This window comes from Phaeocystidibacter luteus (assembly GCF_008933115.1).
Taxonomy (GTDB): domain Bacteria; phylum Bacteroidota; class Bacteroidia; order Flavobacteriales; family Schleiferiaceae; genus Phaeocystidibacter; species Phaeocystidibacter luteus.
The window spans coordinates 703307-726821 of the sequence record NZ_WBVO01000001.1 but is presented as its reverse complement, the minus strand read 5'-3'; the positions used below and the strand labels follow the sequence as shown (position 1 = coordinate 726821).

Annotated in this window: 26 protein-coding genes; 12 read left to right on the top strand and 14 right to left on the bottom strand. The window is 46.5% G+C overall.

Going from position 1 to position 23515, the window contains the following annotated elements:
- Nucleotides 1-69: 69 nt before the first annotated feature.
- Genes F8C67_RS03345 through F8C67_RS03335 form a run of 3 tightly spaced genes read left to right on the top strand, consistent with a single transcriptional unit; the run spans nucleotide 70 to nucleotide 1488 of the window.
- Entirely contained in the window at nucleotides 70-672 is a 603-nt protein-coding gene (locus F8C67_RS03345; protein WP_151666374.1) for a hypothetical protein, read from the top strand.
- Nucleotides 662-955, top strand: a complete 294-nt coding sequence (locus tag F8C67_RS03340; protein WP_151666373.1) for a winged helix-turn-helix domain-containing protein — start codon at nucleotides 662-664, stop codon at nucleotides 953-955. The genes F8C67_RS03345 and F8C67_RS03340 overlap by 11 nt, the downstream gene beginning before the upstream one ends.
- The gene (locus F8C67_RS03335; protein ID WP_151666372.1) at nucleotides 952-1488 is read left to right on the top strand and encodes a hypothetical protein; all 537 of its coding nucleotides are present in this window, start codon (nucleotides 952-954) and stop codon (nucleotides 1486-1488) included. Before F8C67_RS03340 ends, F8C67_RS03335 begins: the two co-directional genes overlap by 4 nt.
- Here the strand turns inward: F8C67_RS03335 and F8C67_RS03330 are convergent.
- The 4 genes from F8C67_RS03330 to F8C67_RS03315 form a co-directional block, all read right to left on the bottom strand.
- Complete coding sequence (locus F8C67_RS03330) at nucleotides 1485-4568, bottom strand: WD40/YVTN/BNR-like repeat-containing protein (protein WP_151666371.1); 3084 nt, start codon at nucleotides 4566-4568, stop codon at nucleotides 1485-1487. The two genes, F8C67_RS03335 and F8C67_RS03330, sit on opposite strands and share 4 nt — an antisense overlap.
- Nucleotides 4569-4630: 62 nt before the next feature.
- A complete protein-coding gene (locus tag F8C67_RS03325; protein ID WP_151666370.1) occupies nucleotides 4631-4786 on the bottom strand; it encodes an Arc family DNA binding domain-containing protein in 156 nt (51 codons plus the stop codon).
- 3 nt (nucleotides 4787-4789) lie between these two features.
- Nucleotides 4790-5320: a hypothetical protein gene (locus F8C67_RS03320; protein WP_151666369.1), complete on the bottom strand. Its 531-nt coding sequence runs from the start codon at nucleotides 5318-5320 to the stop codon at nucleotides 4790-4792.
- Nucleotides 5320-6168 carry an SPFH domain-containing protein gene (locus F8C67_RS03315; protein ID WP_151666368.1) on the bottom strand — a complete coding sequence of 283 codons (849 nt, stop codon included), beginning with the start codon at nucleotides 6166-6168 and terminating at the stop codon, nucleotides 5320-5322. The genes F8C67_RS03320 and F8C67_RS03315 overlap by 1 nt, the downstream gene beginning before the upstream one ends.
- A gap of 179 nt (nucleotides 6169-6347) precedes the next feature.
- On the opposite strand from F8C67_RS03315, the gene F8C67_RS03310 reads away from it, so the two are divergent.
- Entirely contained in the window at nucleotides 6348-7010 is a 663-nt protein-coding gene (locus tag F8C67_RS03310) for a YceI family protein (protein ID WP_151666367.1), read from the top strand.
- A gap of 56 nt (nucleotides 7011-7066) precedes the next feature.
- On the opposite strand, the gene F8C67_RS03305 is transcribed toward F8C67_RS03310, so the two are convergent.
- Entirely contained in the window at nucleotides 7067-7972 is a 906-nt protein-coding gene (locus F8C67_RS03305; RefSeq protein WP_151666366.1) for a TIGR01777 family oxidoreductase, read from the bottom strand.
- A gap of 64 nt (nucleotides 7973-8036) precedes the next feature.
- On the opposite strand from F8C67_RS03305, the gene F8C67_RS03300 reads away from it, so the two are divergent.
- Nucleotides 8037-8606 (top strand): hypothetical protein, encoded by a 570-nt coding sequence (locus tag F8C67_RS03300; RefSeq protein WP_151666365.1) that lies wholly within the window; start codon nucleotides 8037-8039, stop codon nucleotides 8604-8606.
- On the opposite strand, the gene F8C67_RS03295 is transcribed toward F8C67_RS03300, so the two are convergent.
- Nucleotides 8607-9653, bottom strand: coding sequence for a branched-chain amino acid aminotransferase (locus F8C67_RS03295; RefSeq protein WP_151666364.1), 1047 nt, complete (start codon nucleotides 9651-9653; stop codon nucleotides 8607-8609).
- A 108-nt stretch (nucleotides 9654-9761) separates the two neighbouring features.
- Here F8C67_RS03295 and F8C67_RS03290 point away from each other — a divergent pair, with 108 nt between their 5' ends.
- Genes F8C67_RS03290 through mnmD form a run of 3 tightly spaced genes read left to right on the top strand, consistent with a single transcriptional unit; the run spans nucleotide 9762 to nucleotide 11888 of the window.
- The gene (locus F8C67_RS03290) at nucleotides 9762-10292 is read left to right on the top strand and encodes a DUF4920 domain-containing protein (protein WP_151666363.1); all 531 of its coding nucleotides are present in this window, start codon (nucleotides 9762-9764) and stop codon (nucleotides 10290-10292) included.
- A 2-nt stretch (nucleotides 10293-10294) separates the two neighbouring features.
- A complete protein-coding gene (locus F8C67_RS03285) occupies nucleotides 10295-10786 on the top strand; it encodes a hypothetical protein (RefSeq protein ID WP_151666362.1) in 492 nt (163 codons plus the stop codon).
- Nucleotides 10776-11888, top strand: a complete 1113-nt coding sequence (gene mnmD / locus F8C67_RS14355; protein WP_151666361.1) for a tRNA (5-methylaminomethyl-2-thiouridine)(34)-methyltransferase MnmD — start codon at nucleotides 10776-10778, stop codon at nucleotides 11886-11888. The genes F8C67_RS03285 and mnmD overlap by 11 nt, the downstream gene beginning before the upstream one ends.
- On the opposite strand, the gene F8C67_RS03275 is transcribed toward mnmD, so the two are convergent.
- From F8C67_RS03275 to F8C67_RS03250, 6 genes are read right to left on the bottom strand one after another with little or no spacing between them, the layout of a single operon-like run.
- On the bottom strand, nucleotides 11885-12385 hold the full coding sequence (locus F8C67_RS03275) for an ABC transporter ATPase (RefSeq protein WP_151666360.1): 501 nt from the start codon (nucleotides 12383-12385) through the stop codon (nucleotides 11885-11887). The genes mnmD and F8C67_RS03275 overlap by 4 nt on opposite strands.
- Before the next feature lie 25 nt (nucleotides 12386-12410).
- Nucleotides 12411-13199, bottom strand: coding sequence for a (Fe-S)-binding protein (locus F8C67_RS03270; protein WP_151666359.1), 789 nt, complete (start codon nucleotides 13197-13199; stop codon nucleotides 12411-12413).
- Nucleotides 13200-13201: 2 nt separating this feature from the next.
- Nucleotides 13202-13639: an LNS2 domain-containing protein gene (locus F8C67_RS03265; RefSeq protein WP_151666358.1), complete on the bottom strand. Its 438-nt coding sequence runs from the start codon at nucleotides 13637-13639 to the stop codon at nucleotides 13202-13204.
- On the bottom strand, nucleotides 13639-14952 hold the full coding sequence (locus F8C67_RS03260) for a 4Fe-4S dicluster domain-containing protein (protein ID WP_151666357.1): 1314 nt from the start codon (nucleotides 14950-14952) through the stop codon (nucleotides 13639-13641). Before F8C67_RS03260 ends, F8C67_RS03265 begins: the two co-directional genes overlap by 1 nt.
- A 10-nt stretch (nucleotides 14953-14962) precedes the next feature.
- Nucleotides 14963-15979, bottom strand: coding sequence for an MlaD family protein (locus F8C67_RS03255; protein WP_151666356.1), 1017 nt, complete (start codon nucleotides 15977-15979; stop codon nucleotides 14963-14965).
- A gap of 39 nt (nucleotides 15980-16018) precedes the next feature.
- Complete coding sequence (locus F8C67_RS03250; RefSeq protein WP_170266343.1) at nucleotides 16019-17179, bottom strand: N-acetylmuramoyl-L-alanine amidase family protein; 1161 nt, start codon at nucleotides 17177-17179, stop codon at nucleotides 16019-16021.
- A 64-nt stretch (nucleotides 17180-17243) separates the two neighbouring features.
- Between F8C67_RS03250 and F8C67_RS03245 the strand changes: the two genes are divergently transcribed.
- Entirely contained in the window at nucleotides 17244-19814 is a 2571-nt protein-coding gene (locus F8C67_RS03245; RefSeq protein ID WP_170266342.1) for a putative LPS assembly protein LptD, read from the top strand.
- Here F8C67_RS03245 and F8C67_RS03240 read toward each other — a convergent pair.
- Nucleotides 19811-20383, bottom strand: coding sequence for an anthranilate synthase component II (locus F8C67_RS03240; protein ID WP_151666353.1), 573 nt, complete (start codon nucleotides 20381-20383; stop codon nucleotides 19811-19813). The genes F8C67_RS03245 and F8C67_RS03240 overlap by 4 nt on opposite strands.
- Nucleotides 20384-20423: 40 nt before the next feature.
- Here F8C67_RS03240 and F8C67_RS03235 point away from each other — a divergent pair, with 40 nt between their 5' ends.
- Complete coding sequence (locus F8C67_RS03235; RefSeq protein WP_151666352.1) at nucleotides 20424-20804, top strand: RidA family protein; 381 nt, start codon at nucleotides 20424-20426, stop codon at nucleotides 20802-20804.
- 5 nt (nucleotides 20805-20809) lie between these two features.
- Here the strand turns inward: F8C67_RS03235 and F8C67_RS03230 are convergent, their stop codons facing one another.
- The gene (locus tag F8C67_RS03230; protein ID WP_151666351.1) at nucleotides 20810-21244 is read right to left on the bottom strand and encodes a hypothetical protein; all 435 of its coding nucleotides are present in this window, start codon (nucleotides 21242-21244) and stop codon (nucleotides 20810-20812) included.
- A 123-nt stretch (nucleotides 21245-21367) separates the two neighbouring features.
- Between F8C67_RS03230 and lpdA the strand changes: the two genes are divergently transcribed.
- Nucleotides 21368-22756, top strand: a complete 1389-nt coding sequence (gene lpdA / locus F8C67_RS03225) for a dihydrolipoyl dehydrogenase (RefSeq protein ID WP_151666350.1) — start codon at nucleotides 21368-21370, stop codon at nucleotides 22754-22756.
- 59 nt (nucleotides 22757-22815) lie between these two features.
- The gene (locus tag F8C67_RS03220; RefSeq protein ID WP_151666349.1) at nucleotides 22816-23508 is read left to right on the top strand and encodes a porin family protein; all 693 of its coding nucleotides are present in this window, start codon (nucleotides 22816-22818) and stop codon (nucleotides 23506-23508) included.
- Nucleotides 23509-23515: the final 7 nt, after the last annotated feature.

Below are 23515 nucleotides of genomic sequence, written 5' to 3'. Positions count from 1 at the left end.
TATTCGTAGACTTGTTTATAACATAAACTAGTTTATATATTTGCATTGTAATCAAACAATACAACCAAAATGGAAAAGACATTAAAACCAGAAGATAGCCTATCGGTAATTGCTGAGATGGTATCAAAAACGAAACGAAACCTTCAGGAAGGATCGTTCTATTATCTGATGTGGGGCTGGTTAGCGCTAGGTGCCGCTGGAGTGGAATACTTCCTTCTCACTTACATGAAATCTGATTGGCATCCGATTGTTTGGCCGGTTATGGGCGTACTTGGAGGAATTGCAAGTGCGGTGTATTCGAGAAAGGCGCATGCTCGACAAGGACACACTTCATTTATTGAGTCTGCCATGAAAATCGTCTGGATGGCCTTCGGGGCCATGATGGTGCTGGCCATATTGATGGGAGCTACGCAGAATTGGAGCCTAGCATATGTGCTCATCATTGCCCTATATGGTATGGGAACCTTCATTTCTGGAGGGATTCTAAAGTTTCGTCCGCTTATCTACGGTGGCGTTGCATGCTGGATTATTTCAGCTGTATGTATTCTTTGGAGTTCGGAGTTTCTACATTTCCCAACGATGCTCATCATGCTCATGATCAGCCTTGCTGTCGGATACCTCATTCCTGGATACGCCTTGAAGAATTCAGAAGCCAAGAACAATGCTGCCTGATTTAGATCCACTTTTGCACACTCAACTGCGCCTCCAAATTGTAACACTATTGGCCGGTGTAGAGGATGCTGACTTCAACTGGTTGCTCGAGAACACGGGAGCCACGAGAGGTAACCTAAGCGTGCAAATCAACAAACTAAAAGACGCCGAGTATCTCACGGTAGAGAAGGGTTTTAAGAACAATTACCCGCTCACTACCTGCAAGATCACGAAGAAAGGTCGGGAGGCCTTCGAAAAGTACGTTGCGGCCATCACGAAATACATCAAACATCAACAAAAATGAAAAAGCTAACTATTCTACTCATCCTCATGTTGGGGATTCAAGTGACATCAAACGCCCAAATGCAAGAAAAGCCCAGAAATGGCTGGGGTTTTGGCTTCCAACTTACCGAATGGGGCAACGACTTCGGATTTGGGTTCACCCTCAATTCGCCTGAGTATTTCAGCTTCCTGAGCGTAGATCTGACCTACCAACAACAGTTTCGTTCAAACTTCGTAGATGTATCCAATCCGTGGGAACCTTATGGAATCCTTCAACTTGGTGTACGCTCTAAGGGAGGTCAAATTACGGACTGGTTTCACCTTTATGGCTTCGGACGTTTGAGCTACCTAGCATGGGGACCCGAAGATTGGGAAACAGGTGCCATTAGTGGCAGTGGTGGATTTGGGTTCGAATTCAATACGCACGTATCTGGACAATCACCCGTGAGCTACTTCATCGAACTCGGAGGTATAGGAGGGATGGAAGTCGCAGCAGATGAACCCTCCATTGCTGGAGGATTCAATTCTACTGTCGGACTTAGAGTCGTGTTCTAATCTACGTGAAGGTATTCAACCTCTGCTTCACGCAGACTTCTGTTGAACTCCGGGATGTCAGTCTCAATGATACGATGGTAAATCTCCATCTGCTCGTCGATCTGCGCTCGGAGTTCAGCTTTTACATCGTACATAGGTTGGGTTGGACGCTGCAAGCCCATCGAAGCGAGGCTTCCTAGGTGCCCCCACTGATTATTTAAGCGGATTGGATAATTCAACGGGTCTTGTGCACTTCTATTTTTAGTTTGATAGAAGGTTTCCTCAATGGAAGTCAATTCTTCCTTAATGGATTCTCCACTTGCGCTCAATTCTTCGTCTTCAATATTCTGAAGAACCAGATCCATCTGGCTTCTCAAAGTTCTGATATCCTCAATGGTCTGATGCATCAACGTCATTTGATCGCGAATCTCGAGTAGGAATTCGAATTGAGCCTTTAGGTCATCTCGATTAGCCTCCCAGCGAGGATCGGCCTCGACCACCGCTTGAACATCTACGGAATCTCCATTCATATTGAATCGGAATGTGTAGGTATCAGGAATAGCCGTAGGGCCATCCAAGAAACTCCACCAGAGGATCATTCCTGGAATTCGCTTAGCACCCTCGTAGGTGAGGTCCCATTGGAACTGTGCTGCACCTTCTTTCGGACTCCATTTGTTCTCATTCTTTTCTGCATCACTGCTGTATTCTCGAACGAGTACTCCATCACTGTCCATGATTTTTACAGAGTAAACCGCATCACCCGTATCAATCTTGTTCAAGAAATACGGAATGACCACACCTGGATATGGATTCTGACCAACTGTGCGCTGCGGTTGAGCTCTACCACCTTCCATCAACCAACTTCTATTTGGCGTGTATACAGTGAAATTGTTTGATTGAGCATCTTCTGACCATTGATGAAGCGGACTCAAATCATCGAGAACCCAAAAGCTTCTTCCCTGAGTTGCGGCAATAAGATGCTTGTCTTTAAGCGTTAAATCGGTGATAGGAACAATCGGTAGATTCAACTGCCAAGCTTTCCAACTCTTTCCATTGTCAACGCTGAGGTAGAGACCGTTTTCTGTTCCTGCGTAGAGCAGGCCTTCTCTGTCAGCATCAGCTCTCACCACACGAGTGAAATGTCCTCGGTCGATTCCATTGTCTATTCGTTTCCAACTCTGACCATAATCTGAAGTATAGTACAGGTATGGTTGATAATCACCGAGTTGATATCGTGTCCCTGCAACATAAAGTCCCCCTTCGTTGAACGGATCAACTTCAATACTATTGATGCGCATCCACTCGGGCATCCCAGAAGGAGTAACGTTTTCCCAATTTTCACCGTTATCGCGAGAAACGTGGATTAAGCCATCATCACTTCCCGCCCAAAGAAGACCCTTTACGGCAGGAGATTCCACGGCAGCGAAAATGGTACAGTAGTATTCTACGCCTGTGTTGTCTTTCGTAATTGGACCTCCACTTGATACTTGCTTTGCGCTGTCGTTTGTGGAAAGGTCTGGTGAAATTACTTCCCAAGAACGGCCTCCATCGGTGCTTCTGTGCAAGTGTTGAGATGCGGCATAAAGTACATTTGGGTCATGTGGGCTGTAGAATACCGGGAAATTCCATTGGAATCGGTACTTCATGTCTTCTACACCATGTCCAAGCGGGTTGAGCGGCCACACGTGGATGGTTTGCATGGCCTCCGTTCTGTGATTCATTCGCGTAAGGAACCCTCCGTACGAGCCTCCCACAACTACGTCGTTGTCATCAGGTTTAACAGCGATGTGTGCACTTTCACCACCGGCGGTCGATTCCCAATCATCTTCAGAAATCACCCAACCCGTGCTGCGATGTGCAATTCGGACAGTTGAATTGTCTTGTTGGGCGCCATAAATTCTGAAAGGGAAGTGATCGTCTGTGGTTACTCTGTAGAATTGGGCGGTAGGTTGGTTCATGTAGGTAGACCAGTTCTCTGCCGCATCGTAACTCACTTGAGCGCCGCCGTCGTCTCCCACGATGAGTCTATTATTGTCATCCGGCGCAATCCATAAGTCGTGGTGATCGCCGTGTGGTGTACCTTTTCTTGCAAAGGAGTTTCCGCCGTCGTTAGAAACATGGAAACCTACATTCATGACATATACGCGATCGGCTAAATGCGGATCAGCATAAATTCTGGTGTAATACCAGGCACGCTGACGTAGGTTGCGGTCGTCGTTAACCTTGGTCCAGTTTTCACCGCCATCGTCACTTCGGAAGAGCCCTCCGTCCCGTGCTTCCACCATGGCATAGAGTCGTCCTCTCTGCGCTGGACTTGGCGCAATGCCAATAATGCCGAGCATTTGCTTCGCGAAACCATTGTTGTCGGAAATGCTTTCCCAGGACTCGCCTCCATCTGTACTTTTCCAAAGAGCAGAACCGGCTCCGCCGCTCGAAAGCGACCAAGGATTGCGTCGGATCGTCCAAGTAGTGGCATAAAGATGTCTAGGATTAAAGGGGTCGAAAGCTATATCTACAGCACCTGATCCGGCATCGGAAAAAAGAACCTTCTTCCAAGTTGTTCCGCCATCGGTAGACTTGTAAACGCCACGCTCTTGAGTGTCCTTGTACAAATCACCCATGGCTGCGACAAATACCGTATTTGGATCGGTAGGGTGGATGCGAATTCTTCCGATGTGCTTGGTGGCGGGAAGTCCGGCGAACGTCCACGTTTGTCCGGCATCGGTACTCTTCCAAATTCCATCACCGCTGCTCACGTTGCCGCGAACGGTTTCTTCACCCATTCCCACATATATAATGTTGTGGTCTGATGATGAGACGGCTATCGCTCCTACGGATCCTCCGAAGAAGTCGTCTGAAATATTTTCCCAAGATCCACCTCCATCTGTGGTTTCCCACACTCCACCTCCGGTAGAGCCAAAATAAAAGTGTTGAGGTTCGTTGGGAACCCCAGTTACGGCGCAGGAACGGCCGCCTCTAAAGGGACCAATGTTTCGCCATTCCATTTGGCCAAGGCGATCTATTTGAAGATCTTCTGTGCTTTGGGCAGAGAGTAAAAAGGGCGCGCACAGAGCGAGCACGCCGGTTAGTAGCTTCCGCATGAGTAGGTTGTGTTAACTTAATACGATAGAAAGGTACAAAACAACCTACGGATGCTACAGTTCTATTTCCCAGGCAATCGCCCCGCTTCTTTAAGGGCTTTATGAAGGAGGTATTCGATTTGACCATTAGCACTTCTGAATTCGTCCGCGGCCCATTTTTCTAGGGCAGCGTGGACGTCGGGATCGAGACGAAGGGCAAATGCTTTCTTCTTAGCCATAGCTTAAGGAGTTGCTGTGGTTGCGAATTTATCTGCTACACTTTTGGCTTTCGCGGCATCGTTGAGCGTGAGCACAAGTTGGTAGCTTCTTGCTTTGAAATGAATTTCCATAGCTGGGCCTTCTTTCATAATGTATCCTCTTTTTCCAGAGAAACTACGGCGATATCCCCATCCTCCGAAATCCGTCAAGGGATGAATTTTTCTGAAAACCACTTTTTCTACTTCTCCCCAAGGGATAGTCTTTTCAGATACTACAAATGGGAAGAGTTTATAATGGATGCCTTCAGGATTCATGCGAAGATGAAGGGGAGACCGAAGGAATAAAAAGTACAAACCTATTTCCAGCAACCCTACACCGATGAGGGCCCAAAAGGCCTCTTGACCTTCGCGATAAAACTCTCCGTCTCCAGAAAGATATTGACCGATGGCCTCATGGGAGGTCCCCACTATGGTGAGAATCGAAACCAGGAACGTGGTTACGATTAGGATGGCCACCCATGAAGGTGGCCTTTGTACGGATGAGTAGGTTGTCATTAATAAAGAGATCCAGTATTTACAACGGGTGATGCTGACTTTTCGGCGCAGAGTACAACCATTAAGTTGCTTACCATGGCGGCTTTTCGCTCATCGTCTAGCTCCACAATTTCTTTCTGACCAAGCTCCTCTAGAGCAAGTTCGACCATGCCTACCGCGCCTTCCACAATTCGGCGGCGTGCGGCCACTACCGCTGTGGCCTGCTGGCGTTGAAGCATCGCTCCAGCAATTTCTGAAGCATAGGCTAGGTGCGAGATTCGCGCCTCCATTACCTCAATCCCGGCGATGGCGAGACGTTCGGTGATCTCGGTCTCGAGAACATCGTTTACCTCTTCAATATCGCTACGCAGACAAATTTCCGACTCTTCATCGTCGAAATTGTCATAAGGGTAGGAGGTAGCTAGTTTGCGGATGGCTGCATCCGTTTGAACGTACACAAACTCGACAAAGTCGTTTACTTCAAAACTCGCTTTGAACGTATCGCGAACACGCCACACAAGTACAACCCCAATCATAATGGGATTACCGAGCTTGTCATTCACCTTGATTGGCTCACTGTCGAGGTTACGAGCTCTAAGTGATACCTTCTTTTTGACCATGAGTGGGTTGACCCAAAACAGACCGTTGGCTTTGATGGTGCCTTTGTAAGCACCGAAAAATGTTAAGACGGCTGATTCATTTGGATTCAATACAACGAAACCAAATAGGAATACGAGCCATACAGGGATGAATGCCAAAAACCAGAACTGACGATTCACTCCCATGTAAATGAATGCCCCGATGAGGCAGACTTCTATGAGAACCATTAACCAGCCTATGGCGGTGCTTGAATTGCGTGTTTTTTCCATGATTATTTTATAATGATATGATTATGATATCAATATAAATAGAATATTCGACACCCGCAAGTTTTCTAATTGTCTAAACATCAATGTTCTAACAAATAATAATGATGTTGTAACATTAATTGTGAAATCTATTCTATATTTGGACTGTCAAAACAATTCAATTTTGAACCATTAGAACAATGAAAGCACTTAAAGCACTTGCGATTGCAGCCATGGCCACATCGATGGTAGCATGTAACAACGCATCAGAATCAGAAGCTGAAACTACATCAGCACAGGAAGTAGCTCAAACCGAGGCAGCAGCAGTTTACGCTGTAGCTCCAGAGAGCGCACAAATCAACTGGAGAGGTTTCAAAACCAATGTAGATTGGGGTCATGATGGAACTATCCAAATCACCGAAGGTGAGTTTCAAGTAGAGAACGGAGAGCTCGTAGGCGGTTCTTTTGTGATCGACATGAACACTATTCACGCTACGGATTACGAGAAAGACAGCGAAGACTACGGTAAGCTCATCGGCCACCTTTCAAGCGACGACTTCTTCTCAGTAGGTACTTACCCAACTGCTAAATTTGAAATTACTGACGTAATGGCGAACACGGATGGAGAGACTTCTCACATCGTGAAGGGTAACCTTACCATGAAGGACAAGACGAACAACATCACTATCCCAGCGAACGTAGAGGTAGTTGATGGTATGGTATCATTCGATACTCCACAGTTCTCTATTGACCGCAAAAAATGGGGAGTTATGTACGCTTCTACAGGCGTAGAAGGTGTAACTAAAGATCAATTGATCGACGATTACATCCTCCTTTCAGTAGACTTGACTGCGAAGAATTAAGTTCAGGTTCAGTGAATTCTGGCTGCGTGTGGTGTTAGTTCCATGCGCGGCCTTTTTTATTTACCCAAGACGTCTTTCAACGCTGCGATGAGTTCTGGATGTTTCCACTCAAATCCGGCTTCCTTCATTCGATCTACCGAGATGTGGGTACTCATGAGTGCAATTTGAGCCATTTGTCCAAGTAATAGCTTCAGAGCAAATGCAGGGACAGCAGGGAAGAAGTAGGGCTTCCTCATGGCGACAGCAAGGCATCTTCCAAATTCGCGGTTGCGCACTTGATTTTCTGCCGCAGCATTGTACGCCCCGGTCATCTCGTCTGTTTTTGCGGCATGAATGAACATCCGTGCTAAATCTTCCATGTGAATCCACGGCATCCATTGTTTCCCACTGCCAAGTGGAGATCCAACGCCAAACTTGAAAGCTGGAATCATTTGTCCCAACGCACCACCTGATTTATCGAGTACAATTCCAATTCGGAGTTTAACCACGCGACTACCCAAGCTAGAGATTCTGTCGACCTCACGTTCCCATTCTGTTACCACACTTCCTAGGAAATCGGTTGCAGGCGAGGCGTCCTCAGTATAAAATTTCTCATAGTCGCTAGGATAGTATCCGACCGCACTGGCTGAAATAAAGCGCGATGGTTTCTGGTCAGACTCAGCGATTGCCTTGTACAGGGTTTGGGTGCCCATCACGCGACTGTCCATGATGTCACGCTTGTTTTTCTCCGTCCATCGCTGTGCAACATTCGCACCCGCCAAGTGAAAAATGGTATCAATTCCCTGGAGTGCGCCCTTTTCGATTTCGAGGGACTTAGGATTCCAGAAATGGACAGTAACACCTTCGGCTGACGCTCCTTTTCTCGTGCTAAGCCAATGGACTTCAACCCCTTGCTTTTTCAGTAATTCGGTGAGTGTTTTACCCACCAATCCAGATCCACCAGAAATCAATACTTTCTTCATAAGTTCGGAGTTATACTAGCCTTTGGAATTCAAACATACGCATCAAAAGTTTGTTCTTTTCTACATGCACGATTTAGAACCGCATTACAATTGGAGGCACTTGTACGTCGCGAGTGAAGACGACCGTTCACCTATGTACGGTCACTTTAATTCCGAGGTGTACTACACGGACTCTATCTATGATTTTGTCATTCACCCACAGTGGGATAACATTGGAAGTGAGACACTCTTTATCAAAGTGTTGTTCGCCGAATATGACGAAGGCTATGCGATTATCGAACTGCTGGGGGAGTGGAATGACGTGTTGACCAACGACATCATGACTTTGAAGCACGAGGTGCTCGACTTGATGATGGATCAAGGGATCGACAAGTTCATCCTCATCGCAGAAAACGTCCTAAATTTTCATGCGGACAGCACCGATTACTACGACGAGTGGCTCGAGGAGATTCCAGATGGATGGATTGTATTCTTAAACGCACGAGAACATATCCTCAAGGAGTTGGCTGATTATGGTATCGACCAGTACTTCCTCTTCGGAGGTCAAATGAATGACATTTCATGGAGAACGAAATCTCCTAGAAAACTCTTTGATCAGATTAAAAAATTGGCAGAGCGCAGGCTCGAGGTGTAATTATTTCACCTTCACCATCCAGTTGTGTGTGTCTTCAACTCGTCCGAGGCGGATGTCGTTGAGACCCTTGCGAATCTTACTCGCAATTCCATCTTCCGGCGTTGGGATATCGAATCGCTCACCCTTGAAACCGATTTGTTGGATTACGCTCACAACGGCTGCAGTACCCATTCCGAAGGCTTCCTTGAGCTCGCCATTACGCGCGGCTTCAACAACTTCTGCAACTTTGATTGGGCGCTCTTCCACGTCGTGGCCCCACTCGCGTAACAACGTCACGATTGAATCGCGAGTGATTCCAGCCAAAATTCTGTCGGTAAGCGGAGGAGTGATCATCTTATCGCCAATGCGAAGCATGATGTTCATCGTGCCACTCTCCTCGATTAGCTCGTGGTTGGCATGATCTGTCCAAATAACCTGGTTGTAACCTTCCTCAATGGCCTTTGCAGTAGGGTAGAATGCACCACCGTAATTGCCGGCAGCTTTTGTGAAGCCGATTCCGCCTGAGGCTGCACGTGTGAATACGTCCTCAATTTTCACTTTAACAGCTCCAGCATAATAAGGTCCAACCGGAGAACAAATGATAGCGAATGTATAGCGCTCACTTGGACGTGCCGCGATAAATTCACTGCTTGAGAAAAGGTAAGGTCGGATGTAGAGTGACTTAACCTCGTCTTGTGGAACCCAAGCCTGGTCAATTTCGATGAGCTTCTTCAAGCCGTCGATAAATACCTCGTGAGGTACCTGAGGCATGAGAAGGCGTTCAGCCGACTTGTTCAGTCGCTCCCAGTTGCGTTCCGGACGAAAGAGAGCAACCTCACCTTCTTGGTTTCGGTAAGCCTTCATTCCCTCGAATGCGGCTTGTCCGTAATGAAGCGCATGAAGTGCAAAAGTTGCGTTAAGATTGCCAAAAGGACGAATCTCTGGTTCTTGCCAAGCCCCGTTCTCAAAATGACAAACCAACATGTGGTCGGTGAAATTCACACCGAATGGAAGGTTGTCGTAATCAATGTTTTCGAGGTTCGATTGCTGTGCAAGGGTGATCTTCATGAGCCTACAATTTGCGGCAAAAGTAAGCATTTGAAACGGAAGTTCTGGTGTGTCACTAACACCGTTCAAAATCTTATCTTTGGCATCCGCACAAATTAATACTGAACTATGAAAAAGTGGATGATGATTCCTGCGGTTGTGGGAATGATTGCTTGTAACTCAGGAGAGGGAACAAACAACGACGAGAATACGTCGGACTCAACGATGGTTGAGAATACAGGAGATGAAATGGCAATGGCCGGTGGAGAGCTTCTTCACTTTGGTGATACCGTAGCATTCGAAGGTGCAATGTCAACCGACGAAATGCTAGCCGTTCTTGCAGAGAAAGATTCTGCTGAAGTAAAAGTAAAAGGCGAAATCCTCGCTGTTTGTCAGAAGAAAGGATGCTGGATGAGCATGCCACTTTCTGATGAGGAGAGTATGCACGTTTCTTTCGACTACGTTTTCCTTCTTCCTACAGGAGGTATCGAAGGTAAAGAGGTTGTGATTGAAGGTAAGGTGAAGAAATCTACCATTGGAGTAGACCATTTGCGTCACCTTGCAGAGGATGCAGGAAAATCTCAAGAGGAGATCGATGCGATCACAGAGCCTGAAACGAAGCTCAGCTTCCTCGCTACTGGCGTAACTATTAAGTCGTAATCATGCGATTTCAAAAGTACCTGATATTGTCCGCTATGGCCGCCTTTATTTCGGTAGCTGTAGCGTGCAATTCTGGCGAAACGAACGCGGAAGAACCGGTTGAAGAGGAAGCTGCTACGGAAGCTTCTTCTGAGATCATCATGCCTGACCCTTCTGAACTTGCTCTTCTCATGCGTAAGATGTTCGACGAGAACATGGCCATGAAAGAGCAAATCATGAACGGAGGCGGAGCTCCAGAGAGCTTCCCGGAAGAGTATTACAATCTTCATACTGCGGATGCCACGGAACCTGAGAAAATCACGGCCGTATATCATGCGATGGGAGATTCATACCTGCAGTCGATGAAAGCTGTAGTTGACGCTCCTGAGGGCGAAGAAGTGAAGTTGTTCAACAACATGGTGAATACTTGCATCGCTTGCCACCAGTCTGTTTCTTGTCAAGGTCCAATTGCAAGAATCAAGAAGCTTCGAATTCCTACCCCGGATGAAGCGTGAGTTAAAAGTAACGTCTGATGGTTCTCCAACTCTGTATTCGGAGAAGTGGGACCAGCACTACCACAGCGTGCATGGAGCATTTAATGAATCCATGCACGTTTTTCTTTTGCATGGCCTCAAAACACTTGATTCTAAAAGTGTATCCATTCTCGAAATGGGAATGGGAACCGGTATCAATGTGTTCCTCACTTGGCGTGAATCCAGAGGCGCAGTTCAATCGATTCAGTTTCATACCCTCGAGGCTTTTCCGTTAGCCAAAGAGGAGTGGAGCCAGCTACAGGTAGGCACAACGCCTCGCGAATTGGAGGTTTTCGACCGCATTCACAATTCAAGCTGGACGTCCCCAACGGAGATTGACAAGGATTTCATACTGCGTAAAGAGAATGCAGATATCCTCGCTTGGGAGCCGAAACGCAATGCGTACGACATCATATATTTTGATGCTTTCGCACCATCAACACAGCCCGAATTGTGGTCCGTAGAGATCTTCCAGAAATGTCGCAGAGCCCTGAAGCCGAACGGAATTTTGGTGACCTATTGCGCGCAAGGTCAAGTAAAACGCAACATGAAAGAGGCGGGCTTTGAAGTGGAACGCTTGCCTGGCCCACCGGGAAAGCGCGAAATGACTCGGGCACGCAAACCGAATAATCCTTCTGAAAAACCTTCGTACACTGTCCGTGTCTATGGGATTCTTGAAAAAGACAATTGTCTTTTGGTTAGTCGTGAACTGTACAAGGGAGTACGCATGTTCAAATTTCCTGGAGGCGGAATGGAAGAGGGGGAAGGCGCAATTGATGCGTTGAAACGTGAATTTGTTGAAGAGTTGAACCTAGAGGTTGAAGTAGTGGATCACCTATACACGACTGATTTCTTCACGGCTTCCACATTTGATCAAGACATTCAAGTCATCAGCATTTACTACTTGGTACATCCGGTAGATGAATCTGAATTGAGCACATTAAACGTTGATGAGCTTGGCACGATGCCTCAAAACAAAAAAGAGTCTTTCCAATGGTATCCACTAGAAAGACTCTCTGAAAATATGTTCACTTTCACCACAGAGCGCGCCGCTTGGCGCCGTTTGGTGAAGTTGAGGTCTTAGTTCTGTACGCTTTCGAAGTAGCGTGAATGCCAAGATTTGGCAGCCGGAACTTCCCAATTTGTTCTGAATTCTCCGAGGTTGGATACGAGGTTGTTAAATACAATCGTCGTTTCATTCACATCACCAGCTTCTACTAAGCCTTTGAACTCATCGAGCTTTACGCTAACCACCAAGTCGTTCTCTGACCTGAAAGCAACCTGAAGTCGGTCCATCAAATCGAGGTTGAGCGACTTTTGGAGATTTTGAATGAGGGTAACGCTATCGTCGACGCTGCATCCCGTAGCTTCCTGAACGGTTTCATCTACGGCAAGGATGATAAATCGGCGGTAGAAAAGGCCGTATCCAGCATAAAGATCTTTACCGTGGGCTTGCCAATCAGAGGTGAAGTTTTCGAGCTCGGCTGATATAACCTCTCTTTCTTCAACCGTCAATGCGCGAGGCGCTTGATAGATCCAAATCCTGCAATGATCAGGTAATTCGTTAAGAGCTACATTCATTTTATAGTGTGTTTTTGCTGTTCATTTAGGCCTGGGCATCTGCCAGTAACTCAGCAACGTCGTATACCTTTACTTTAGTTGATTGCTCCTTGATTTTAACACCATCAGTCATCATAGTGTTACAGAAAGGGCAGCCCGTAGCGATAACGTCTGGCTGAGTTTCAAGTGCTTGCTCCGTTCTTTCAATGTTTACCTCCTTGTCGCCTTTTTCGGCCTCCTTGAACATTTGAGCTCCTCCTGCACCGCAACACAAACCACGTTGCTTGCAGCTTTTCATTTCGCTGAGGTCGGCTTCAAGTTTAGAAAGCACTTCTCTCGGCGCTTCATATTCGTCATTCGCACGTCCCAAGTAGCACGGGTCGTGGAAGGTGATTCGCTTTCCTTTATACGATCCTCCTTCTACTTTCAATCGGCCATCGTTGAGTAGCTTCTTGAGGAACTGGGTGTGGTGCATTACTTCGTATTTGCCACCTAGCTCTGGATACTCATTTTTAAGCGTGTTGAAGCAGTGAGGACAAGTAGTCACGATGCTTTGAACTTCGTATCCATTGAGGACTTCAATGTTCATCATCGCCTGCATTTGGAAGAGGAACTCATTCCCAGCGCGTTTAGCCGGATCGCCAGTACAAGACTCTTCTGTGCCTAGTACGGCGAATGATACACCTGCTTTATTGAGGAGTTGAACGAATGCGCGGGTTATTTTCTTCGCACGATCGTCGAAGCTTCCAGCACAGCCAACCCAAAAGAGAACTTCTGGCTTTTGACCTGCCGCCATCATTTCGGCCATAGTAGGCACTTTCATCGCTTCACTCATAATTATTCGCCGTCTTTAAAAACTTGAATAGTAACTTCTTTATCTACCAAATCACTGAAGGTTCCCTTATATCGGGTAGCTCTCACCAAATGGTTATCAATCCAGTGGTAGTTCCCACCGCGAGGTTTCCCCATCAGTAATCCGTGATACTTAAAACCGTGCTCGGCTAACCACGCTTCAGTTACTTCCCGATTCTCCTCGACACGAGAGGTGAAAAACGTGATGATATGACCTTGGTCGTACCAACGGTTTAAGGTTTCCAACGCATCGGGATATACGCGTGCAGTAGCCATACGCTCAGGCTCCTCATTGGGAATGTCATCGCAAATGGTACCGTCGATGTCAATCAAGTAGTTCTTCACGTCCTCAGGAAGGAGTGGACTTACATGCTGACCATCAACAATCTTCTCTTCTAACTTCAGGTTCTTTGGTATGCTCATTATGCTTCGTCTTTCCAGTTGAGTCGGTCAGCCTGAGCGAATTGCCAAGGAGCCCCGTTATTCTCAACATTTGTCATCATCAAATTGAGCTCTTGTGGTGCTGCAGATTCTTCCATAACAAGGAAGTTGCGCATTTGAACAATGATTGAAAGAGGATCGATATTCACTGGACATGCTTGAACACAGGCATTGCAGCTTGTGCATGCCCAGAGCTCTTCGCGCGAAATGTAGTCGTCGAGGAGGGACTTGCCATCATCCTTAAATTCGCCGTTTAAGTCAATGTTCTTTCCTACTTCTTCAAGTCGGTCGCGCGTATCCATCATCACCTTTCGAGGTGACAATTTTTTACCTGTCATATTCGCTGGACATTCCGATGTGCAACGTCCACATTCTGTACACGAATACGCGTTCATCAAATTGACCCAATTCAAATCGGTCACGTCTTTAGCACCGAATCGCTCGGGTGCAGCACCTGAATCGTCAGCTGAAGGAGCCGCAAAAGGGTCTGCAGTTGGATCTAGCATCATCTTCACCTCCTTGGTAACTGCTTCCATATTTGGGAAGCTTCCCTTTGCCTTTAAGTTGCTGTACCATGTGTTCGGGAAAGCAAGAATAATGTGGAAGTGTTTTGAAATCGGGAGATAGTTCAAGAATGCGAGAATTCCGATGATGTGGAACCACCAAGCGAAGCGCTCAACGATGTGAAGCGTATCTTGCGACATTCCCGAGAAGATAGGGGCGAGGTATTGCGAAATGAGGAATGGTCCTGCCACTGCATGTTCGAAGTTTGCTTCGGTGGCATTCATCGTTAGCAAGGCAAGCATCAAGATAATCTCGATGTACAGAATGTTGTTCCCATCTCTAGTAGCCCATCCTTTCATCTCTGGTTTGGTGAATCGAGGGACTTTGATAACGTTTCTGCGGATGAGGAAGACAACGCATGCTGTGATGACAAGCACGGCGAGGATCTCGAAGAAGTTAATCACCACATCGTATAAGCCACCGAGTGGTTCGGCGAACAGTCGATGCGTTCCCAATACACCGTCGAGTACAATCTCGAGAACTTCAATATTGATAAGGATGAAGCCGGCATATACAATGAAGTGCAGAATTCCAGGGATGGGTCTGGCTTGCATCTTACTTTGCCCAAAGGCTACACGCAACATCGTTTGCCATCTGGCCGATTTGTTATCGGTACGATCGATGTCTCTACCAAGATTGATGTTTCTGCGAATCTTGCCAACTTGCTTTGAAAACCAAAGAATGGCGAGTGCCAGAACGGCAACAAACACAATATTGTCTACGTACTGCATAGGTTGGATATCAGTTATCGGAATTACCCGAATTTTGCTGTTCTCTTTCCTTCTCTAATTGGTCGATTTCTTCCGGAGAATACGCCGGATTAGTGCCGAAGACACTGAATTCGATGTAGCGGTTCGGATTGTATCGAATGTCGAGTAGGAGTCGATCTAAACTCTGAGTAGCCTTCGTTAGGTTGTCGTAGAGTTCACGGTCGTTCATCAGTTGACCAAGTGTGCCTTCACCATTATTCACTTTGGTGAGAATCTCATTCGCTCTTGCGGTCGTTTCCGAAAGCTGACGAATGGTTTCACCCACCTGAGCTTTGGCCAGCGTATCCGATAGGGAAGCGAAGTTAGAGAAGATGGTATCTAGCTTGCCGCTATTGTCATTCAGCGTTTTGGTTAAGCCCGCCAGATTCTCCGTAATTTCTTGAACCTGAGGCATGGCTGTGTTAATCTGTCGAGTAATGCTCTCCAGATTCTCAAAACTCTTGTTCAAATTGTGGAAGGAGGACTTGAAGTCTTCACGAGTTTCTTTTGTCAGGAATCCTTGGAATACAGCCAGGGCAGTATCAAGTGATCCGAGTAGCTTTTCTGTCTTTGCCTTTAGCGGAGCGAGTTGCTCATTCACCGCTTCGGTAAGTCCAGGTTGAACTCCCGTTGGAATGGTGTCACCTGGCTCAATGATTTCGGTGCCATCACCCAATATGATGTCTACCCGCTTATTGCCAAGTACGTCACCAGCAATTACCGCCATTGAATTGGTCGGAATAGGGTATTCTTTGGTAAGTTCGAAAGTGACGATTAGGTTTCCGGAGTAATCTGGAGCAAAATCGATGCTCGAGACGATTCCTACGCGGTTGCCATTGATGTTTACTGGTCGGCCCGGATCGAGCCCTTGGGTGTTGTCATAAACACCATAAACCATTTTTTGGGATGCGAATACATCGCTGCCCATCAAGAAGTTAACGCCCCAATAAAGTGCGAGAGCACAAAAGACGAAAATCACTCCTACCTTAAATTCTCTGGATATCTTCAAAGCGCTGAAAATACTGGGATTATATCCACAATAATACGACTATTGAAGGAGACGCTCAGCCTCTCCAACGGAAATCTTCTCACCTCTGTGGAAAGCAACGAGATACGCATCGTTGAAACCCGCGGCCTTAGCGCGCGCCTGTGCTTCCAACGCATCAGCTTTCGAAGAATACCCGTCCAAGATGTACTTGTAAAGCCGTCCTTCTTTATAGAATGAAACACCTTCTAATCCCCCAAAGTTCTCGGGGTTTTGTTCAACCAGGTTGGAGGAAACCATAATCTGAACGGCAAAATGTGGTGGTGCTGGAGCTTCAATTTCTGGCTGATTTTCTACGAGGGCTGAATCCGGACGCTCCTGAATCACAAGGCCATCCGCAATCGCATCCATATGCAACTTGTAGTCCTTAAAAGCTCTGTAAATTCCAGAAGCCATCAATTCTTGGCCTCTCTCCGAAAGCAAGAAGTCTTCCTCATTTCTATTTGTAAGGAAGCCCAGCTCAATGAGAACTGAAGGCATGGCCGTGTAGTCTAACACATAAAGTACACTTTGCTTCACCCCGCGATCTCTTCTTTGTACTCGCTCTCTAAACTGATCTTGAACCAAAGAAGCGTATTCCACCGATTGATCGAGGTGAGCGCTTTGCGAGAGTCTCCCAAATATGGTGCTAAGAGGCGAATTCGGATCGAACCCTTCGTAGTTCTCTTCATAATTGTCCTCCAAGAAAATTACGGAGTTCTCTTTCCGTGAAACTTCAAGGTTCGCCTCCTCACGTGTGAGTCCCATTACGTAGGTCTCCGTGCCATATGCACTTCTGGCCGTAGCGGCATTACAGTGAATCGAAATGAAGAGGTCAGCACCTGCTTCATTCGCAATGTTACACCTTTCGTGAAGTTCTAGGAACGTATCGTCGTCTCTTGTGTAGATGACCTTGACGTCGGGAAGGTTTTCCTCAATATACTTTCCGAGTAGGAGAGCAACATTCAGAGAAACATCCTTCTCTTTTTTGCGGTATCGACCCGTTCCCACATTGCCCGGATCCTTGCCTCCGTGACCTGCGTCAATAACAACTACGTTCACTTTATCGTCGGCCTCAACACGCTTGTGTTCAAAGCCTAAACTCGGTAAAATTAGTCCGAGTAATACGAGGAGTGTCCATCGTTTCGTTTGTGGTCTGTAAATAGCGTCAGTTTGTTTCGACACTTTGGCGTAGATTTTGACTAGTTTTGACCCGTTTTTATTCGGTCTTACAAAAGTAAAACTTCCCTTGCGGAGCGCACAGGCCCTCATATTTAAGTTATTAACGCTGCTTGTTGGCTTTCCATTGTCAGCTCAAGTCGTTTCACCAGATGATTCAATATCCGTCGCAGTCTCGGATACGAATGCGTTGCCTGGTGACACGCTGACCTTGAATACAGATACCGTGCCGCAATCGGGATCTCAAGCCCTCAAAGATAAGGTCAATTACGATGCGCAAGATTCCATTTCTTACGACGTGCAGCGCGGTACGGCCTATCTCTATAACAAGGCGCATGTCGATTACGGCGACATTCAACTTGAAGCCGGCTATATTGCCATAAACTTCGAAGCTGGAGTCGTTACCGCTTCAGGGATTGTAGACAGTACCGGGAACATAACCCAGAAGCCCATTTTTACCGAAAAGGGAAAGCAGTATGCCAGCGATACCATTCGGTATAACTTCAATTCACGACGAGCACGCATTCAAACGATTACCACCCAAGAGGGCGAAGGATACATCCACGGGAGTCGAGTGAAAATGGTGGATCAAAAGACGTTCTACATCGAGAACGTACGCTTCACAACCTGTAATCTTGGGCATCCTCACTTCGATATTGTCGCTAGGAAGGCAAAAATTGTCGCAGGGGAAAAGGTAGTTACTGGTCCCGCTTTTCTTCGAATAGCTGACGTTTGGACCCCACTTTTTGTTCCTTTTGGTTTCTTTCCAATGCAAGAGCGTCGAGCAAGTGGAATCATTATTCCTAGTTATACGGATCAGCTGGACCGTGGCTTTGGTCTACTTGGTGGCGGTTATTACTGGGCGGTGAATGACTACATGGATTTGATATTCACCGGGGATATCTACACAAAAGGAACTTATGCGCTCAACGTCGCATCAAACTATAATGTTCGCTACCGATTCCAGGGTAACTTGTCCGCTGGTTTTTCCCGTCTCCGCACGGGAGACCCACGGTACGCAGAGGCTGGTCAGTTTAGTGAAACACGGGATTTCCGATTTAGATGGACCCACCGACAGGATGCCAAGGCTCGTCCTGATCTGCGTCTAAATGCCGATGTGAACTTCGCTACAAGTTCTTACTACCGAAACAACTCTCGAAATCCAGAGGACATCCTTCAAAACAGCTTCCGAAGCTCGGTCAACCTCGCCAAAACTTGGCAAGGGACACCGTTTACCTTGAACGCCGCCATCCGACATCAGCAAAATAACGGTCAGCAGACCTTTAGTGCAGATCTTCCCGAAGTTGCTTTTGCGATGAACCGAATTCAGCCATTCGAAAGAGATGGAGTAGGCGAGGAGAGATGGTACGAACGAATCGGATTAGTGTACAACTTGGATTCTAAACTCGAGATACGCGACAGCTTGCTGGCGTATGAAGATCCAAGTCGCCTCCTCGAAAACAACCGGATGCAATACGGTGCGAACAACCGAATCGGTCTTACTTGGAACACTAAGATTTTGAAGTTTGCAACCTTAACTCCATCCATCACCTACGGAGCCGCATTCCTGCCTCAACGCTATACGTATTCTTGGGATTCAGTGAATCAGGTTGTCGATACGGATACCATCGCCGGTTTCAACCTATTGCAAAGAGGATCCATCAGTGCGAGCACAACCACCAAGATTTACGGTCTCTTCAACTTCAATGGTAAATTCTCAGCCCTTCGTCACATTATGACACCTCGTGTCGGAATCTCATACACTCCAGATTTCACAACCGATTACTGGAACTACTACGAGACGGTTCAAGTAGATTCACTCGGAAACACGGAGGATAGGTTCGTTTATCAAGGGTTGTTGTATGCGCAAACACCAGGACAAGGTGGCGGGTCAATTACCTTTGATTTACAGAATAATTTGGATGGGAAGTGGCGCTCAAGCAACGATAGTGTTGGCGAGACGAAGTTTAAGATTTTGGAGCGTTTGAACTTTAGCACCGCTTATAACCTTGCCGCTGATAGATTCAATTGGCAACCGATTCAGGTCGCGGCCAACAATACCTTCTTCAACGGTAAGTTTGGGGTAAACTATCAAGGTACTTTTGATGTGTACGGTATTGATTCTACCGGAACACGTGTTGATGTTACGGCGTGGGAGCAGAATGGAAAACTGCTTCGCAATACTCAAAACACCTTCAGCTTCGATTTGAGATTGAATGGAGGAAAGCGCGGACCAACAGCGCAGTCGACCGGACCTCTTGGCTTGATGGCGAACAGTCCGAACTACTATCAGATTTACGATTACATGAATGTGACTGCGTTGTGGACGCTCAATTTCTCCTACTCGTATCAAACTAGAGTAGTGGCATTGGAGACGAATACTACGCAAACACTCAATGTTACCGGCTCAATTGAACCTACACCAAATTGGCGATTGGGCTTTAGTTCGGGCTACGATTTGGTGAATGGCGGATTGACGTACACGACCATTGATTTAAAGCGTGATTTGCATTGTTGGGAACTCAGCGTTCAATGGGTACCGTTCGGAACGCTTCGCAGCTATACGTTTGCCATTAGAGCAAAGGCTTCTATGTTCAACGACTTGAAGTACGAGCAGGCCAGACGTCAAGGTCAGCTTTAGAACTGCTCTACCCAATTTCGAAGGATCTCTCTTCCGAATTCACTCAGCACACTTTCAGGATGATATTGCCAAGCCGTCCACGGTTTGGTTTTATGGGCTACCGACATGATTACGCCATCTTCTGATTCTGCGGTAATCTCAAAGCAAGACGGTAATGCGGAGCCGAGCGCTGCCCAGCTGTGGTAAAGCCCAACAGATTGTTGAGTTGGAAGTCCGGTATATTCTGCAGCGTTGGTAAGGATGTTCATTTTCATGGACGTGCCATGTCGTACATTTCCCAAATTATACAGTTCGCCTCCTTCGTGCTTTACCATGGCTTGAAGTCCAAGGCAAACGCCAAGAATAGGTTTGGATGAGAATTCCACCTCTTCGATGAACTTCAACAAATCGCCAGATTCATGAGGAAGACCTGGTCCAGGTGAAATGACGAATCGATCATAAGCGCCGAGGTTCTCAAAGTCGATTTGATCATTACGAACCACATCTACCTGAACCTCAGGTATGCGCTCAAGGTCGTGTACGAGATTGTACGTGAAACTATCGTAATTATCGATAATGAGAATCTTCATGGAAGGCGAAAATACCTAAGTTTGAGCAAACTCAATGCTCATGAAGAAAGTCATTCAAACGCAGGATGCACCGGCGCCAATCGGTCCGTATAACCAAGCGATTCAATTTGAGAATACCCTTTACGTATCAGGCCAAATAGCCATTGACCCAAAAACTGGAGAAATGGTTATGGATTCCATTGAAACTGAAACTGAAATGGTCTTGAAGAACTTGGGTGCCGTGCTATCTGCAGCGGGTTTCGATTATTCCGATGTTGTGAAGTGCAGCATCTTTATTTCAGACATGGGACAGTTTGCGAATATCAACGAGGTATACGCAAAGTATTTCGATGGACCGTCGGCTCCCGCACGGGAAACTGTTCAGGTTGCGGTTCTTCCGAAGAATGTCAATGTGGAAATCAGCTGTATTGCCGTTCGATAGTTTGATTAGTTCATAATCAAGCCAAAGATAAATCCAAGCAAGAACAAGGAGGCGATAATCATAAGCAGGATTCCCCAGTTTCTGAAAACTTTACCGAGGTACTCTATTGCGTATTTTGCCTCGACGCCACTGCTTCGTTTTAATGCCTCACGACTTGAACCAACGGCCTTCAAGAGAATGGTCGATGTATAGATGACCACACTCATGACCACAACCGTGATGAAACTGCCGATGTGCTCACCCATGCTTTTGCTCGTGCTTGAAACCGAGTTTAGAAGGTAATCAGTAATGAGAATGAGCATGAAAAGACCGGCGATGACCATGACGGATATAGCCACGATTTGTGCCCATCTTATGAAAACTGAAACATTTCCGCGCAGCTCTTCATTGAGCATATAATTGTCTTCCGGAGTAATTAAATCGTCGTCGAGCGTATTCATGAGAGAAGTAAAATTTGAGTTTCCGAAAATAGACTTCTCAGATGAAATTCTCAAAGCTCTCTGGAAGGAAGGAAATTCAAGCCATATAACTTACCTTCGCATACCGTAATAAAACTGACTCCCATGGATTTTGATTTGATCGTTCTCGGTAGTGGTCCCGGTGGATATGTAGCTGCAATCCGCGCTGCACAACTAGGTATGAAAACCGCTATCATTGAAAAGGAGAATTTGGGTGGCATTTGCTTGAACTGGGGATGTATCCCTACAAAAGCCCTCATTAAGAGCGCCCAAGTATTCGAATATATGCAGCACGCCGAAGACTACGGTTTGTCTGTAAAAGATGCCTCACATGACTTCAGCAAGGTTGTAGCACGTAGCCGCAACGTAGCAGAAGGAATGAGCAAGGGTATCGAATTCTTGATGAAGAAGAATAAAATCGAAGTGATCTTCGGTACTGGTGTAGTAAAGCCAGGTAAGAAAATCGAGGTGACCGACGAGAAGGGCGGAAAGAAAACTGTTTCTGCCAAGAACATCATTATCGCAACCGGTGGCCGTTCACGTGAGCTTCCAAGCCTTCCTCAAGATGGCAAAAAGATCATCGGTTACCGCGAGGCAATGACTTTGAAAGACCAGCCAAAGAGCATGGTTATCGTAGGTTCAGGTGCAATTGGTGTTGAGTTCGCTTACGTGTACAACGCAATGGGAACTAAAGTGACCATCGTTGAATACATGCCACGCATCGTTCCTGTTGAAGACGAAGAGGTTTCAAAAGAACTAGAGCGTACCTTCAAGAAAGCTAAGATTGATGTGAAGACCGGAGCTGAAGTGACTAAAGTAGATACTTCAGGTAGCGGTTGTGTTGTTACTTACAAAGACAAGAAGGGCGAGCAAACCATCGAAGCTGATGTCGTATTGAGCGCTGTAGGTGTTCAAGCAAACATCGAAAACATTGGTTTGGAAGGAACTGGCATCAAAACTGAAAAGGGCAAGATTGCTGTTGACGAATTCTACCGCACGAATGTGGATGGATACTACGCAATTGGTGATGTAGCCCCAGGTCAGGCTCTTGCACACGTTGCCTCTGCCGAGGGAATTATTTGTGTTGAGAAGATTGCTGGAGAGAATCCTGAGCCACTCGATTACAACAACATCCCAGGATGTACGTACTGCTCACCTGAAATCAGCTCTGTTGGTTATACAGAGGCTGCCGCTAAGGAAGCTGGTTACGAATTGAAGGTTGGTAAATTCCCATTCTCAGCATCTGGTAAAGCAAAAGCTGCCGGAGCTCCAGGTGGATTTGTGAAGATGATTTACGATGCGAAGTACGGCGAGCTTCTCGGCGCACACATGATTGGTGCCAATGTAACCGAGATGATTGCAGAAATCGTAGCTGCTCGTAAGCTCGAAACAACCGGACATGAGATTTTGAAGGCTGTTCACCCTCACCCGACTATGTCGGAAGCCGTGATGGAAGCAACAGCAGCTGCCTACGGTGAAGTGATTCACTTGTAGAAGTACTATTGATACTGGAAAAGCTCCGCATTAGCGGGGCTTTTCTTATTTTAGAGACTATGAAACTCGCTCTCCTTTCACTCGCACTCTGCGTATCTACATTCTCCTTTGGACAACGGTCATTCATGGATATGTACTTCAATCAAGTACAACTCCATTTGAACTATTCGAATCCTATTGACGGGAATCCCGCACCAGGAATGGGAATTAATGCCATGCATTACTTCTACAAGACTGAGAAGTACAACCTCTACTTAGATTTCGGATACAACTTAACAGGTGCACGAAACTTAGATTCGACCGCGATTCATTTCAACAGCGAAACCGATCGACTGTATGACGTGACGTTCTATTGGCACACCGTATCCATGTCACTCGGTTATAGACGTTTGATATACGGTCCAATAGGCGGTGATTTCAATGCTGGATGGGGTGTTGGCACTGGAACTTTTAGTGGAGAATATACGAGCGGGGGACAAGTGCGACAAGACCGATTCATGAAGGGCTCAAGCTCAACCTGGCACTTGCAGGCTGGATTGTTCTATTCCTTCCAATGGGGTTCGGATCAGATTACCATTGGCGCAAATTACCGATATGCCAATCCACAAGTAGGGAAAGGATCTGTGGATACTTTTCGGAAATTCTATCCGTATGGCGGTCCAACTTCAAGCTTCAGTTTGAGCTTTGGTTACATCTTTTGCGATCCTCCTGAATCAGATAAGGAAGTCATGGATCCGTTTCAACCTTTTTAATTGAACA

What these genes read in the sequence shown, in the direction of transcription:
- F8C67_RS03345 (WP_151666374.1), top strand. Translation starts at nt 70, where the DNA reads ATGGAAAAGACATTAAAACCAGAAGATAGCCTATCGGTAATTGCTGAG.
- F8C67_RS03340 (WP_151666373.1), top strand. Translation starts at nt 662, where the DNA reads ATGCTGCCTGATTTAGATCCACTTTTGCACACTCAACTGCGCCTCCAA.
- F8C67_RS03335 (WP_151666372.1), top strand. Translation starts at nt 952, where the DNA reads ATGAAAAAGCTAACTATTCTACTCATCCTCATGTTGGGGATTCAAGTG.
- F8C67_RS03330 (WP_151666371.1), bottom strand. Translation starts at nt 4,568, where the DNA reads ATGCGGAAGCTACTAACCGGCGTGCTCGCTCTGTGCGCGCCCTTTTTA.
- F8C67_RS03325 (WP_151666370.1), bottom strand. Translation starts at nt 4,786, where the DNA reads ATGGCTAAGAAGAAAGCATTTGCCCTTCGTCTCGATCCCGACGTCCAC.
- F8C67_RS03320 (WP_151666369.1), bottom strand. Translation starts at nt 5,320, where the DNA reads ATGACAACCTACTCATCCGTACAAAGGCCACCTTCATGGGTGGCCATC.
- F8C67_RS03315 (WP_151666368.1), bottom strand. Translation starts at nt 6,168, where the DNA reads ATGGAAAAAACACGCAATTCAAGCACCGCCATAGGCTGGTTAATGGTT.
- F8C67_RS03310 (WP_151666367.1), top strand. Translation starts at nt 6,348, where the DNA reads ATGAAAGCACTTAAAGCACTTGCGATTGCAGCCATGGCCACATCGATG.
- F8C67_RS03305 (WP_151666366.1), bottom strand. Translation starts at nt 7,972, where the DNA reads ATGAAGAAAGTATTGATTTCTGGTGGATCTGGATTGGTGGGTAAAACA.
- F8C67_RS03300 (WP_151666365.1), top strand. Translation starts at nt 8,037, where the DNA reads ATGCACGATTTAGAACCGCATTACAATTGGAGGCACTTGTACGTCGCG.
- F8C67_RS03295 (WP_151666364.1), bottom strand. Translation starts at nt 9,653, where the DNA reads ATGAAGATCACCCTTGCACAGCAATCGAACCTCGAAAACATTGATTAC.
- F8C67_RS03290 (WP_151666363.1), top strand. Translation starts at nt 9,762, where the DNA reads ATGAAAAAGTGGATGATGATTCCTGCGGTTGTGGGAATGATTGCTTGT.
- F8C67_RS03285 (WP_151666362.1), top strand. Translation starts at nt 10,295, where the DNA reads ATGCGATTTCAAAAGTACCTGATATTGTCCGCTATGGCCGCCTTTATT.
- mnmD (WP_151666361.1), top strand. Translation starts at nt 10,776, where the DNA reads ATGAAGCGTGAGTTAAAAGTAACGTCTGATGGTTCTCCAACTCTGTAT.
- F8C67_RS03275 (WP_151666360.1), bottom strand. Translation starts at nt 12,385, where the DNA reads ATGAATGTAGCTCTTAACGAATTACCTGATCATTGCAGGATTTGGATC.
- F8C67_RS03270 (WP_151666359.1), bottom strand. Translation starts at nt 13,199, where the DNA reads ATGAGTGAAGCGATGAAAGTGCCTACTATGGCCGAAATGATGGCGGCA.
- F8C67_RS03265 (WP_151666358.1), bottom strand. Translation starts at nt 13,639, where the DNA reads ATGAGCATACCAAAGAACCTGAAGTTAGAAGAGAAGATTGTTGATGGT.
- F8C67_RS03260 (WP_151666357.1), bottom strand. Translation starts at nt 14,952, where the DNA reads ATGCAGTACGTAGACAATATTGTGTTTGTTGCCGTTCTGGCACTCGCC.
- F8C67_RS03240 (WP_151666353.1), bottom strand. Translation starts at nt 20,383, where the DNA reads ATGAAGATTCTCATTATCGATAATTACGATAGTTTCACGTACAATCTC.
- F8C67_RS03235 (WP_151666352.1), top strand. Translation starts at nt 20,424, where the DNA reads ATGAAGAAAGTCATTCAAACGCAGGATGCACCGGCGCCAATCGGTCCG.
- F8C67_RS03230 (WP_151666351.1), bottom strand. Translation starts at nt 21,244, where the DNA reads ATGAATACGCTCGACGACGATTTAATTACTCCGGAAGACAATTATATG.
- lpdA (WP_151666350.1), top strand. Translation starts at nt 21,368, where the DNA reads ATGGATTTTGATTTGATCGTTCTCGGTAGTGGTCCCGGTGGATATGTA.
- F8C67_RS03220 (WP_151666349.1), top strand. Translation starts at nt 22,816, where the DNA reads ATGAAACTCGCTCTCCTTTCACTCGCACTCTGCGTATCTACATTCTCC.